The organism is Brevundimonas sp. (assembly GCF_041648115.1).
In the GTDB taxonomy this organism is placed as follows: Bacteria; Pseudomonadota; Alphaproteobacteria; order Caulobacterales; family Caulobacteraceae; genus Brevundimonas.
Map to the genome: position 1 here is coordinate 51,991 of NZ_JBAZPR010000012.1, position 12,472 is coordinate 64,462.

Annotated in this window: 16 protein-coding genes and 1 tRNA gene; 6 read left to right on the forward strand and 11 right to left on the reverse strand. The window is 66.1% G+C overall.

Translation table 11 applies throughout. From position 1 onward, the window contains the following. Window positions 1–76: 76 nt before the first annotated feature. Window positions 77–277 (reverse strand): Shedu anti-phage system protein SduA domain-containing protein, encoded by a 201-nt coding sequence (locus WC597_RS12265; RefSeq protein ID WP_372693674.1) that lies wholly within the window; start codon window positions 275–277, stop codon window positions 77–79. 9 nt (window positions 278–286) lie between these two features. Beyond that, a complete protein-coding gene (locus WC597_RS12270) occupies window positions 287–718 on the reverse strand; it encodes a hypothetical protein (RefSeq protein ID WP_372693581.1) in 432 nt (143 codons plus the stop codon). Window positions 719–793: 75 nt separating this feature from the next. Between WC597_RS12270 and WC597_RS12275 the strand changes: the two genes are divergently transcribed. Further along, a complete protein-coding gene (locus WC597_RS12275) occupies window positions 794–1,039 on the forward strand; it encodes a helix-turn-helix domain-containing protein (RefSeq protein ID WP_372693582.1) in 246 nt (81 codons plus the stop codon). A gap of 194 nt (window positions 1,040–1,233) precedes the next feature. Here WC597_RS12275 and WC597_RS12280 read toward each other — a convergent pair. The 3 genes from WC597_RS12280 to WC597_RS12290 all read right to left on the reverse strand — a co-directional run bounded on the left by WC597_RS12280 (window position 1,234) and on the right by WC597_RS12290 (window position 2,603). After that, window positions 1,234–1,310: transfer RNA gene (locus tag WC597_RS12280), tRNA-Arg, on the reverse strand. A gap of 175 nt (window positions 1,311–1,485) precedes the next feature. Further along, window positions 1,486–2,286, reverse strand: a complete 801-nt coding sequence (locus tag WC597_RS12285) for an SDR family oxidoreductase (protein WP_372693583.1) — start codon at window positions 2,284–2,286, stop codon at window positions 1,486–1,488. Continuing rightward, window positions 2,286–2,603 (reverse strand): 4a-hydroxytetrahydrobiopterin dehydratase, encoded by a 318-nt coding sequence (locus tag WC597_RS12290; RefSeq protein WP_372693584.1) that lies wholly within the window; start codon window positions 2,601–2,603, stop codon window positions 2,286–2,288. The genes WC597_RS12285 and WC597_RS12290 overlap by 1 nt, the downstream gene beginning before the upstream one ends. Window positions 2,604–2,771: 168 nt before the next feature. Here WC597_RS12290 and WC597_RS12295 point away from each other — a divergent pair, with 168 nt between their 5' ends. The 4 genes from WC597_RS12295 to WC597_RS12310 are packed head-to-tail and all read left to right on the forward strand — an operon-like array spanning window position 2,772 to window position 6,362. Next, the gene (locus tag WC597_RS12295; protein WP_372693585.1) at window positions 2,772–3,473 is read left to right on the forward strand and encodes a Crp/Fnr family transcriptional regulator; all 702 of its coding nucleotides are present in this window, start codon (window positions 2,772–2,774) and stop codon (window positions 3,471–3,473) included. A 42-nt stretch (window positions 3,474–3,515) separates the two neighbouring features. Then, window positions 3,516–4,304, forward strand: coding sequence for a class I SAM-dependent methyltransferase (locus tag WC597_RS12300; protein WP_372693586.1), 789 nt, complete (start codon window positions 3,516–3,518; stop codon window positions 4,302–4,304). Then, the gene (ubiB, locus tag WC597_RS12305) at window positions 4,292–5,872 is read left to right on the forward strand and encodes a 2-polyprenylphenol 6-hydroxylase (protein WP_372693587.1); all 1,581 of its coding nucleotides are present in this window, start codon (window positions 4,292–4,294) and stop codon (window positions 5,870–5,872) included. The genes WC597_RS12300 and ubiB overlap by 13 nt, the downstream gene beginning before the upstream one ends. Window positions 5,873–5,885: 13 nt before the next feature. Next, a complete protein-coding gene (locus WC597_RS12310; RefSeq protein ID WP_372693588.1) occupies window positions 5,886–6,362 on the forward strand; it encodes a hypothetical protein in 477 nt (158 codons plus the stop codon). Window positions 6,363–6,366: 4 nt separating this feature from the next. Here WC597_RS12310 and WC597_RS12315 read toward each other — a convergent pair whose 3' ends face one another. The 6 genes from WC597_RS12315 to WC597_RS12340 form a co-directional block, all read right to left on the reverse strand. After that, window positions 6,367–6,969: a hypothetical protein gene (locus tag WC597_RS12315; protein WP_372693589.1), complete on the reverse strand. Its 603-nt coding sequence runs from the start codon at window positions 6,967–6,969 to the stop codon at window positions 6,367–6,369. A gap of 64 nt (window positions 6,970–7,033) precedes the next feature. Next, window positions 7,034–7,441 (reverse strand): alternative ribosome rescue aminoacyl-tRNA hydrolase ArfB, encoded by a 408-nt coding sequence (arfB, locus tag WC597_RS12320; RefSeq protein WP_372693590.1) that lies wholly within the window; start codon window positions 7,439–7,441, stop codon window positions 7,034–7,036. Then, window positions 7,438–7,896: a YaiI/YqxD family protein gene (locus WC597_RS12325; RefSeq protein WP_372693591.1), complete on the reverse strand. Its 459-nt coding sequence runs from the start codon at window positions 7,894–7,896 to the stop codon at window positions 7,438–7,440. The genes arfB and WC597_RS12325 overlap by 4 nt, the downstream gene beginning before the upstream one ends. Window positions 7,897–8,014: 118 nt before the next feature. Further along, on the reverse strand, window positions 8,015–8,233 hold the full coding sequence (locus WC597_RS12330) for a hypothetical protein (RefSeq protein ID WP_372693592.1): 219 nt from the start codon (window positions 8,231–8,233) through the stop codon (window positions 8,015–8,017). A gap of 281 nt (window positions 8,234–8,514) precedes the next feature. Next, the gene (locus WC597_RS12335; protein WP_372693593.1) at window positions 8,515–9,855 is read right to left on the reverse strand and encodes an amidohydrolase family protein; all 1,341 of its coding nucleotides are present in this window, start codon (window positions 9,853–9,855) and stop codon (window positions 8,515–8,517) included. Further along, a complete protein-coding gene (locus WC597_RS12340) occupies window positions 9,855–11,333 on the reverse strand; it encodes an amidohydrolase (RefSeq protein ID WP_372693594.1) in 1,479 nt (492 codons plus the stop codon). Before WC597_RS12340 ends, WC597_RS12335 begins: the two co-directional genes overlap by 1 nt. A 136-nt stretch (window positions 11,334–11,469) precedes the next feature. Here WC597_RS12340 and trmB point away from each other — a divergent pair, with 136 nt between their 5' ends. Next, entirely contained in the window at window positions 11,470–12,207 is a 738-nt protein-coding gene (trmB, locus tag WC597_RS12345) for a tRNA (guanosine(46)-N7)-methyltransferase TrmB (RefSeq protein ID WP_372693595.1), read from the forward strand. Window positions 12,208–12,472 lie beyond the last annotated feature (265 nt).

Genomic DNA, 12,472 nt, shown 5'->3' on the forward strand with positions numbered 1-12,472 from the left:
TCCTGACGACCTAGCCATTGAATCAGGGGAAACCCACTCCGCCGTGGGCATCCCCTTGGCCGCCCGCTAGTTGTCGTCAGCTTTCGACAACTTCTCGGCTGATGTTTTCCACGATGTAGCGGGCGCGATAGAGAAGTTCGTCAAACGTCAGGATTTCGGGCGACCGGATGTTGCGACGATAGAGTTCGAAGCAAGCGATTTTGTCGTCATTTCCCTTTAGCTCCGATGTATTGCCCACGACCAAGTAGCTGCGCGCCGGTCTGCGATGAGTGCGGATCGTCGGTAGCTATGGCGCAGAGTTTTGAGCATCGGCGATCATCGCTTCCGCCGCCGCCGCCGCCCGACCTGTTCCTTCGTCAGTGGTCGTGCCGGTGCAGAGATAGTCAACGTTGTTGGAGCCCAGCCCGCCGAAATCCGTCTCCAAAGTCGCTTCGCCGCCTTTGATTTGGACGAACCGCACGGGGCCGGTCTTTCGACCGAAGCTGTCAGTTAACTCGACTGTTCCACAGACTGTTACCCCCGGCGCGGTTGGCGACGACCGCACAACATGAAGATTTCTCACGTCCGCATTTGTGGCGTTATGGAAGCGCGCTCGAAGGCTTTCACCTACTTCACGTTTCAGCTTCAAGTCGTCAATCTGACTACAGCCCGACGCGCCGACGGCAATGGCTAAGCCGACGATGTAACGCGCCTTCGACGAGTACCGTGAAGTCATCATACCGGCTGTCCCGCTCCTATTGTGGGAGCATAGGGGAAGCGCGTCATTAGCGGAAGGGTCATTGGATGTCCCTTCATGCCCGCGTGGGTTTCGTCACCAGTTCATAGGTCGGTTATTGCCTCGCTTGTCGCGGCGAGAACTGCGGCTGGCCTCACCCAGAGAGACCTCGCGTCCAAACTTCGCAAGCCGCCGTCGTTTGTCGGCAAGGTCGAGTCAATCGAGCGCAACTTAAGTGTGCTGGAGTTCTTGGCGTGGGCGGCCGCATTAGGCATTGAGCCAAGTGACGCCCTGCCCGCGCTGAAAGATGTGATCGACATCTAGCGGCGACTTCAAACGGGCTCCCCGCCAGCGACGAACCGTGTCCGCCGTATGGCGAACTGCCGCAAAGCCAAAGCGCTATTTATCGAAGCAGGCTCAAGCCGTTTCGGGACGCCAAATTTCAATGAGCGTCCTACCCCGGTCCTGCCCGTGGCTGCCGTGCCAGTCGTCAAGTTGGCTTAAGTTATTGAAAAAGATGGCGCACCCGACAGGATTCGAACCTGTGACCCCTGCCTTCGGAGGGCAGTACTCTATCCAGCTGAGCTACGGGTGCGCATGCGGCGTGACGCCGGAAGGGGCCGATTACAGCAAGGCGCGCGCGGCCTCAATCCCGAATAAGCGACGAGGGCGGGATGATCGGCTTCAGACGGCGCCTCAAGGTAAGCCAGCGGCCTTAAGCAGGGCGAAGCGCGTTAGGCCCAGGAAGGAAGGCAGTAGGGCCGAGCGCCCTACTGCGCCGTCATGCCGCCGTCGATCTTGAACTCCGAGCCGGTGACGAACTTCGACTCGTCCGACGCCAGGTAGAGGACGCAATACGCCACGTCGTCGGGCTCCCCGATCCGTTTCAGCGGAATGCCGCGCGCCAGACGCTCGTGGGCCTTGTCCTCGTCGCCGCCGGCCATGGCGATGAAAGGATCCAGTATCGGGGTCTTGATGAAGACGGGGTGGACCGAGTTGCAGCGCACGTTCCAGTCGGCCTTGGCGGCTTCGAGCGCCAGGGTCTTGGTGTACATCCAGACGGCGGCCTTGGTGGCGTTGTAGGCGCCCATGCCGGGGGCGGCGACCATGCCGGCGATCGAGGAGATGTTGATGATAGAGGCCGGTGCGGCGGCGCGCAGATACGGCATGGCGTATTTGCAGCCCAGCATGATGGAGCGCAGGTTGATCTCGTACTGGCGTTGCCAGTTCTCGACCGTGTCCTGTTCGACGAAGGCCAGGGGGCCGCCGACGCCGGCGTTGTTGATCAGGACCGACAGGCCGCCCAGGTCGGCGACGGCGGCGGCGATGGCCCGCTCCCAGTCGGCCTCGCTGGCCACGTCGTGGGCATAGGCGAAGGCGGCGCCGGGCAGCTCGTCATTGATGCGGGCCGCCAGCAGGTCGGCGCGCTGCTCGTCGATGTCGGTGACGGCGACATGGGCGCCCTCGCGCGCCAGCATGAAGGCCATGGCCTCGCCCAGGCCGCCGGCCGCGCCGGTGATCAGGACAGTCTTTCCGGCGACACGGCCGGTGCGGATGTCGGCAGCGGCCATCAGTCGTGTCCGTCGCCGGGCGTCAGATCGCCGGTGATCGAGTCAATGAAATGGGCCAACTGCACGTCGTGATCCGTCACGCCATCCGCGTCATGGGTGGTCAGCAGGATTTCTACGCGATTGTAGACGTTGAACCATTCGGGATGGTGTCCCATCGCTTCGGCCTGCATCGCGACGCGTGTCATAAAGGCGAAGGCGGCGTTGAAGTCGTGGAAGAGAACGGCTTTCACGATAGCGTCGCGACCGTCTTCACCGGGCTTCCAGCCGTCCAGTGAAGCGCACGCCGCCTTGGCTCCGATGTTGTCCACCATAGTCATCTCCCAGCACGATCTCTTGTCGGTTCCAAGTGGCGTAACGCGCCTCGTGGGTCCCGGCAAGCTGGCGCGACACAGCTAGACCGGCGTTACGGAACACATGGTCAAGCTTCCGCGTTCTGGGTTCCGTGACGGCGTCCTGCGCGTCGTCCGATCGTCAGCGGGGTTAAGATGGATAATCTCTGGATCGCCGCGCTGGACGCGGCCGACCGCAAGCGGATCGAACCTCATCTGAAGCAGGGCGAGATCGCGCGCGGCCAGATGCTTTATGACGCCGGCGAAGCGGTCAATCACGTCTGGTTTCCGATCAAGGGGGTGGTGTCGCTGATGACCATCCTGCCCGACGACAAGATGGTCGAGACCGCCGCTATCGGCCGCGAGGGGCTGATCGGCGTCACCTGCGGCCCCTTCAACGCCCGCGCCGCCAGCCGGGCGATCTCGCAACGTGACGGCGTCGCCGCCTACTGCTCCGCCGAGGTGTTCGGCGAGGCGCTGGATGCGAGCGAAAGCCTGCGCCTGGCCCTGTCGCGCTTCACTGAGGGGCTGATGGCCCAGGTGCAGCAGGCCGCCGCCTGCAACGCCCAGCATCGGCTGGACGAGCGGCTGGCGCGCTGGCTGCTGATGCTGCACGACCGAGCCGAGGACGACCGCATCGACCTGACCCAGGCCGACATCGCCGGCATGCTGGGGGTGCGTCGCGCCACGGTTTCCGAGGTCGGGACGGTGCTGGAGGGCAAGAGCCTGATCCAGCGCGGGCGCGGCTGGGTCAAGGTGCTGGACCGTGACGGTCTGGAGAAGGCGTCGTGCGGTTGTTACGGCCTGATGCGTGACGTGATGAAGGATCTGAAGCTGCCGCAGCCGCAAGCCGCCTGACTTCGGGTGACGGCGGCGCGGCGACGCGCTAGACGCTTTGACATGACCGACGCCTCCTCCCACGGCCCGCATTCCTCGGGTGATCGTTCCTCCTTCGGCTTTCGCGACGTGGACGCGCGTGAGAAGGTCAAGATGGTGCGCGGGGTCTTCGATTCCGTCGCCTCAAGCTACGACGTGATGAACGACCTGATGAGCGTCGGCGTCCACCGCATCTGGAAGGACATGGCGGCGGCCAAGCTGAACCCGCGTCCGGGCGAGACCATCCTGGACGTGGCGGGCGGCACCGGCGACATGGCCCGCCGCTATTCAAAGATGGCGCGCGCGGCCCAGGAACGGCGCGGCGGCGAAGATGCCAATGTGATCGTGCTGGACTATAACGCTGAGATGATCCTTGCCGGGGTCCACAAGGGCGGCGAGCCTGAGATGAGCTGGTCGGTCGGCGACGCGATGAACCTGCCGCTGCCGGACGCCTCGGTCGACGCCTATTCGATCAGCTTCGGCATCCGCAACGTGGCCCATATCGACAAGGCCCTGGCCGAGGCGCGTCGTGTGCTGAAGCCGGGCGGGCGGTTCCTGTGCCTGGAGTTCTCGCGCCCGACGACCAGCCCGATCCGCAAGGTCTATGACGCCTGGTCCTTCCACGCCATTCCACGCATCGGCGGCTGGGTCGCCAAGGATCGCGAGAGCTATCAGTATCTGGTCGAGAGCATCCGCCGCTTCCCTGATCAGGCGGCCTTCAAGGGGTTGATCGAGGACGCCGGTTTCCGCCGCGTGTCCGTGACCAACCTGTCGGGCGGGATCGCCGCCATCCACCACGGGTGGGCGATCTGACCAGCCGGATCTATCGCACGGCGCCGCCGCCGCCCGCGACCGTGGCGGTGCAGAACCCGGTGGCCTCCTTCCTGCGCCTCTTGGGCTGGTTGTGGGTGCTGGTGCGCCATGACGCCCTGGTGCCACGCGAGGTCACACCGCTGTTGCCCGCCTGGACCCGGCCCTTCGCCCGGTTCGTGCAGATGCTGTCAGGCAAGGCGGGACGGCAGGGCCGACCGGGTCAGAGGCTGGGCAAGGCGTTCGAGCACCTGGGGCCCGTGGCGATCAAGCTGGGCCAGGTGCTGGCCACGCGCGCCGACATCTTCGGCCTGGAGTTCGCGCGCGACCTGGGCCGGCTGAAGGACGCCCTGCCGCCCTTCTCGCAGGAAGAGGCGCGGCGCGAGATCGAGAAATCGCTGGGTAGGCCGGTCGAGAGCTTGTTCATCGATTTGAGCGAACCCGTCGCCGCCGCCTCCCTGGCCCAGGCGCACCGCGCGACCCTGGCCGACGGTCGGGCTGTGGCGGTCAAAGTGTTGCGGCCGGGCGTCGAGCGGCGGGTCTTCAACGGCCTGGACTCGATGCGTCTGGCGGCGCGGCTGGTGTGGCGGCTTGTGCCGATGGCGCGCCGGCTGGAGCCTTCGGCCTTTGTCGAGACCATCGCCAATTCTCTCGATCTGGAACTAGACATGCGGCTGGAGGCCGCCGCCGCCAGCGAGATGGCCGATGTCCTGGCCAAGGACGGATACATGTCCGCCCCCGCCGTCATCTGGGACGGAGTGGGCAAGCGGGTGCTCACCCTGGAATGGGCGCAGGGCGTACCCATGACCGATCCGACCCTGGCGGACCTGCCGGGTCTGGACACCGATCTGCTGGCCGACAATGTCGTGCGGGCCTTCCTTGTTCAGGCCTTGGACCACGGGGTGTTTCACGCCGACCTGCACGAGGGCAATCTGTTCGCCAGCGCCCCTGCCCATCTGACCGCCATCGACTTCGGCATCGTCGGGCGGCTGGGACCGGCCGAGCGACGCTATCTGGCCGAGATCTTGTGGGGCTTCATCAGCCGGGACTACGACCGGATCGCCCGCGTGCATTTCGAGGCCGGCTATGTGCCCGCCCATCATTCGGTCGAAACCTTCGCCCAAGCCCTGCGCGCCGTGGGCGAGCCGGTGATCGGGCGCGCCGCCAGCCAGGTCTCGATGGGTCGGCTGCTGGGGCAGCTGTTCGAGATCACGGCCCTGTTCGACATGCGGCTGAGGCCCGAGCTGATCCTGCTGCAGAAGACCATGGTCTCGGTCGAGGGGGTGGCGCGCCGGCTTCAACCCGACCACGACCTGTGGAAGGCCGCCCAGCCGGTGGTCGAACGCTGGATCCGCCGCGAGCTGGGGCCGCAGGCCCAGGCGCGCGACGCCTTGAACGAGATGATCGCGGCGGCCCGCGCCATTTCGCGCCTGGTGCAGGAACCGCCGCGTCCGGCGGCGGTGGTCATCGAAAAGTCGGGAACTCCGGCTTGGCTGACGGCTTCAGTCACGGTCGCGGTTCTCGCGGCCCTGACGGCCTTGGGCCTTTCGCTCTGGCCCTATCTGTCCTGACCGGAGCTTTCGCATGAAGCCGACCCTGATGAAGACCGCCCTGGCCGCAGCCATCCTGCTGGCGCCCGTTCCCGCCTTCGCCCAGGCCGCCGCCGGCGCCGTGCCCAACGCCTTCGATCGGCCCGCGCAGTCGGCGACCCCTCAGGCGCGTCCCGCTCCTGCTGCACCCGCGCCGACCGGCGCGGCCCAGGCGCCCGACATCGCCCGATCGGAAGAGGCGCTGCGAGCCGTGATCGCAGCGGCCCAAGGCACGGGCTTCGACTATTCGGACTTCACGACAAATCTGGGCACCCAGATCCGCCAGCAGGAGGCCCAGGTCATCCCGCTGATCAAGGGTTTCGGCGCGATCAAGACGGTCCAGTACGTCAGGCAGGAAGGCGAGGCCCAGATGTTCAAGGTCACCTTCGACAACCAGGTCACCGAATGGATGATCGGCTTCGACGCCGACGACAAGATCGCCGCCCTGCTGTTCCGCCCGGCCGAGAGCTGATCCGTCAGGTCTCCGTCGCAGGCGGCGCGTCGTCGTCCGGGATGGGGCCGGTCTGGTGGTACAGGCGCGCCGCCGCATAGCAGGGCGCCACCGTGCAGGTCTTCATCACCAGGCGCACGGTGTAGGCGCCGTTCGCCGAGGGCTGGATGTTTATCACCGGCGCTGAATCCGGCAGCGTGTCGCGTTCGATGATCTTGCCCGCCGGATCGAGCAGCTCCATGTCGAGGTCGGAGCATTCGTTGTCGCATTCACTAAGGATGCGATAATTCTTGCCGTTCTCCAGGTTCAGTTTCCAGGCGTGAACTTCCGTCGGCTGCATCGCGACGACCACATCTTCGACGCCGGCGACGGGCGAAAAGCCCTTGGCGAGTTCCTTGGCGGCTTCGTCAAGATAGCCGCGCGCCACGCTGCGAATTTCGGCCCGATCCCGAGCGGACATGGAAACCTGCGGCGTTGCGGCGATGACGGCCTTGTCCTGTTCGGATTGGGCCGGCGCCTGAGGGCCGGGATCGGCGCTTTCCTTCTTTCGAACTTCGTACTGGCCGCAGGCGCCGAGGCCGCCCGTCGCCAGCATCAACCCGACCGTCATCGCCCGAAATCGCCGCATCCGCGCCTCACTCAACCGTTGCTGTGGAAGCTGAACGATAACGGCTGCAAGACGTTCCTGCGTCTCAGTCGTCCTGACGGGGTTTTCCTCTGCCGGACTTGATTGTGGACCGTGTGGTCTTGGCCTTCAGCCGCCGCTCCTTCGACGCCTTGGTCGGGCGGGTCGGCACGCGATAGACCGGCCGGATCGAGGCTTCGTCCACCATCGCTTGCAGCCGTTCCATGGCGTCGGCGCGGTTGCGCTCCTGGGTGCGGTGGCGGACGGCGGTGATTAGGATCACCCCCTCCAGCGTCAGCCGGCTGCCGGCCAGCTTCATCAGCCGCTGTTTCACCGGCTCCGTCAGGCTGGGCGAGTTCTTCACGTCGAACCGCATCTGGACGGCGGTCGAGACCTTGTTGACGTTCTGGCCGCCCGGTCCGCCGGCGCGATAGAAGTGAAACTCCAGCTCGTCCTCTGGAATGACGGTGGTCATGAGGCCGCCTTGCGCGCCTTGACCACGGCTTGATCCAGCGCCTGCAAGAACCGTGAGCGGTCGGCGGCCGAGAACGGCGGCGGGCCGGACGTCGCCACCCCCATCGACCGCAGATGCTCGCCCACCATCCGCCCGGCCAGGGCTGAGCCGATGGAATCCGGCGTGAAGGGCTGGCCGTTCGACTTCAGCGCCTGGGCCCCCGACTTCAGGCAGCGGTCGGCCAAGGGGATGTCGGCGGTGATGACCACGTCGCCGACGGTCGCACGCTCGGCGATCCAGTCGTCGGCGATATCGGGACCGGCGTCGACGACCACCTGTTCGATCAGGGCCTCGCGCGGGACCTGCATCCAGCCGTTGGAGACCACATAGGTCTTCAGCCCATAGCGCCGCGCCACGCGATAGACCTCCTCCTTCACCGGGCAGGCGTCGGCGTCGATGTAGATGACCGTAGGCATGGGCGTGACCTAGCGCGGACGGGGGCGGGTCGTCGAGGGTTGGCAGGAGGGAAGGTCGTCGAAGGGGACTGGCTGAGCGAAGCAGCGGTCGGGAGCGTCGGCAGGAGCGGCGGAGACCCTATTTTCGCGCCTCAGCCACGGCTACCGCCGAAGCGATCAGGCTGGCAGATACTTCGCCGGAGAATGTGTTGACGGTGATGGCTCCCTGTTCCGGGACACTCACGTCAAAGATGACGTTCCCATCGTCAGCCAGCACTTCGAGCCTGATGCCTTCGAAGTCCACATCCGACGCCCACTGGTATTCTACAAGACCGCTCGCTGTCGAGATTGTGCCCATATAGGCACCGTAGTCGTCCTGACGAGCAGCGGCTATGGGGCCATTGCGAAATCGGCACCTGATCGGAAAGTAGGTCTCGGCAGCTCCCGTCTCCTTCCCGCCTTGTGCCGAGGGGGACCGCAAAGTGGGGGCTCCGGACGCCGCAGAGGTGCTGACGGTCGTGCGGACACGCCCCCTCCGTTTCGGCGCTATGCGTCGATACGTTTTTCCAGAGGGGGAGGAGACGAAAAAAAGACGGGACTGTGCGGCCCCGCCCTTTTCCGTTCAGACCAAAGCCGCCCTTAGTTGCGATAGGCCGGCGGCATCGGTGTCTGCTGGCGATAGCGGTCGCGCAGCATCAGCGGGCGGCTGGTCAACGGTTGCTCGACGCCGTTGACGAAGATGGCCGACGGCTGGCTCAGCGGCTCCAGCGGATCGCCGGACCAGACCACGACGTCGGCGGCGGCGCCCGGCGTGATCTGGCCGAACTGTCCGGCCATGCCGAAGATCTTGGCCGGGTTGACCGTCAGGGCGGCGATGGCCGCACCGTAAGGCAGGCCGTGCGAGACGGCGTTTCCGGCATTGTAGCGGGCTTCGCGGGCGCGGTGGGTCGAGCCTTCGTTGCCCTTGATGGCGATGACCACCCCGGCGGCGTTCAGGGCCGCCGCATTCTCCATCCGCGCCGCCCGCATCTCGAAATCGGCGGGCAGGTTGGAGATGGGGTTCAGCAGGACGGGCACGCCGGCCGAAGCGATGTCGCCGGCGACCAGCCAGCCCTCTTCGGCGCCGTCCAGGATCAGCTTGATCCCTTCCTCGCGCGCCAGGCGCAGCACCTGCTGGATGTCCGACGCCCGGTGGACGCTGACGATCAGGGGCATGGTCCCGTTGGCGACGGGGATCAGCGCCTCCAGATCCGCGCGCGACAGGCTGAGGTCGCGCAGGCCCGCCCGCTCATAGGCCGACTTGTTGCGGGCATAGAGGCGGACCTCTGACAGGGTCTCCTTGAACAGGACGAACTGCGCCCCGCGCGCGCCGCCGGCGATGCCCGCTCCAGCCTCGCCGAACGGCGCGACCATGGCCACGCGCGGCTTGACCAGAATGTTTGTCCCCTGACCCAGGTTGATGATCGCCGCTTGGCCTGCGAATAGGCCTGGCGTCTGGTAGCCGCCGTCGCCGGCGCCGGCCGTCTCGTCCTCATGCACATGGCCGCCGGACGAGCCGGGGTGCTGGGGCACGACGATGGCGCGGGTGATGCCGCCCAGGCGCGCGACCGGCAGGGTGAAGGACCAGGGGTCCAGCCCGTAGGAGATGTCGAAGGCCGCGCTGAGGGTGTTCGAGCTATTGCGCAGCGCATTGGTGCCGCTGACCGAGCTGACCTCGGTCCCGGCCAGGCCAGAATCGACGGCGACGAAGCCCGGCGCGACCGTCTTGCCCGCCGCGTCGATGATGCGCGCGCCCGACGGCGCGCCGCCTGAGCCGACCGAGACGATCTTGCCGTCACGAATGACGACCGTGCCGTTCTCGATGACGGAGGTTCCGGTCAGGATGCGGCCGCCGACAATAGCCACGGTGTCCTGCGCCATCGCAGGGACGGCGAGAGACAGCGCTGCGACGGCGCCCGCGAGGATGTGAGACAGACGCATCAGCGGGCTCCTTCCGTGACGTTGGCGGCGGTCAGGCCATAGCCCGGCTGGCCCAGCTCGAAGTCGCTGGTCGGCTGATAGGCGGGGTTGGCGCGGTCGAAGGTCAGGGCGCCGTCGACGAAGACCTGATCGGCGCGGGCGTAGATCGAGACGGGATCGGCGCTCCAGATCACCACGTCGGCGCGCTTGCCGGCCTCCAGCGAGCCGGTCTGATCGGCGATGCCGATGGCCTTGGCGGCGTTGGAAGTGATCCAGCCGATGGCGTGTTCCTCGGAGATGTTCAAACCGGCGCGACGACCGGCTGACAGGGCGGCGGCGGCTTCCTGGTTCAGGCGCTGGGTCAGTTCCGCGTCGTCGGAGTGAATGACGGCGCACGATCCCTGTTGGGCGTCCACCAGGGCGGCGTTTTCCTCGATGGCGTCCAGGGCTTCCATCTTGAAGCCCCACCAGCCGGTCCACATGGCCGCGCAGATGCCGTTGGCGGCCAGTTGCGGCGCCAGCTTGTAGGCCTCGGTGGCGTGGTGGAAGGTGGTGATGCGGTAACCGAACTCCTTGGCCATATCCATCATCAGCGCCATCTCGTCGGCCCGGTAGCAGTGGTTCTGGATCAGGATCGACCCGTCCAGAACCCCGACCAGCGTTTCGTTCTGCAGGTTGCGGGTTGGGGCCGCGCCTTCGCCGTCCTCGCGCCACTTGTCCCACTTGGCCTTGTAGTCGCGTGCGGCGATGAAGGCGGCGCGATAGCCAGCCATATTGCCCATGCCGGTCGCCGGGCTCTGGTTGCGGCCGCCATAGACGCGCGACGGGTTCTCGCCGCAGGCCATCTTGACCGTATAGGGGGCGGCCGGGAACTTCAGGCCCTGCATGGTGATCGAGGGCACGTTGCGGATGGTTACGCCGCGACCGCCGAACAGGTTGGCCGAGCCGGGCAGGATATGAAGCGTGGTCACGCCGCCGGCGCGGGCGGTGTTGAAGCCGGGATCCTGGGGCCACAGCGAATGTTCGGCCCAGACCTGGGCGGTGTTCGGGCTGGTCGCCTCGTTGCCGTCGCTCATGCCGCTGACGCCGGGGGAAGGATAGACGCCCAAGTGGCTGTGAACGTCGATGACGCCGGGGGTGACATAACGGCCGCGCGCCTCGACGACGCGATAGCCGGTCGGGACGGGGGTCGAGGCGTCGCCGACGGCGGCGATCTTGCCGTCCGTGACCACGACCACGCCGTTCTCGATCTTGCGATCCGTGCCGGTCAGGACAGTGGCGCCGACCACGGCGAAGTTCTCGCGCGGCAGGGGCTGATAGGTGGAAGGGTAGGGATCCAGCGTCGTCGCGGGGTCGAGGCCGGCGGCCAGGGTCCGGTCCTTCGACGTTTTCGCGGCCATATCATCAGGGGTCTGGCCGGTAGTGGCGCAGGCCGACAGGCCCAGCACGGCGCATGTTATGGCCGCGAGGCTGACGCCCCGCAGATGATGTCCGATCATCGAAATCCCTCTCCCGCGATGCGTCAGCCCCGACGCCGCTTGTGACAGTCATAGAAGGGCGTTCGGTCGCGACCGTCAAAAGGTTTCGGCGTTCGTCTTCTGGACGCCCGCACCCGCGACGGCTAACGGCAGGCGCATGAACGCCGATGACCGTCCCGAGGACGAAAACCCCCATCTCGACCGCCCGCTGCGGTCGTTCGGCCGCATCAAGGCCCGCCCGATCAAGCCCCGCCAGGCGGCGTTGATGGAGACCCTGCTGCCGCAGATCGCCGTGCCCGATCCCAAGGCGGGGCCCCTGGACCCCAAGGTTCTAATGCCCGAGGCGACCGAGGTCTGGCTGGAGATCGGTTTCGGCGGCGGCGAGCACATGGCGGCCCAGGCGGCGACACGGCCGGACGCCTTGGTCATCGGTTGCGAGCCCTTCCTGAACGGTGTCGCCTCTGCCCTGCGTCACGTCGAGGAGGGCGGTCTGAAGAACGTCCGCATCCACGCCGACGACGCCCGCGATCTGGTCGACGCCCTGCCCGACGCCTCGGTGGACCGGGTGCTGATCCTCTTCCCCGACCCCTGGCACAAGGCGCGCCACAACAAGCGTCGCCTGTTGCAGGACGAGACGGCCCAGGCCTTCGCCAGTATCCTGAAACCGGGCGGCACGCTGCGCTTCGTCACCGACTGGCTGGACTATGCCGAATGGGCGCTGGAACGCCTGAACCGCACGCCGGGTCTGGAACGGATCGGCGCCGCCGATCAGGATTGGTTCGTCCCGCCCGCCGACCACGTCGTCACCCGCTATGAGGAAAAGAAGCTGGGCGACACCGCGCCGGTCTTCCTGGAGTTCTCACGCCGTATTTCACGCGACGTGCCTCAGCGCTGATTGCGCAAAGTAAATATCGCCGGTTTATTACTGCTGTTTATTTCAAGCGATTGAAAGCAGGAAAGAAATTTCCTGCAAAGCTTTGATTTACAGACATCCTTAATCATCGGCTGTGATGTTGGCTGCGTGATTTTGTCGCGCTGGCACGGCCGCGAGCTGGGCGACATCCAGAGAATGAACCCGATCAGGGGGAGAGGCTTGGGGAGCCGATCTGACGGCTTTTGCTGATTCAGGCCGATGATTGGACTTGTCTTGGTCAAGTCGA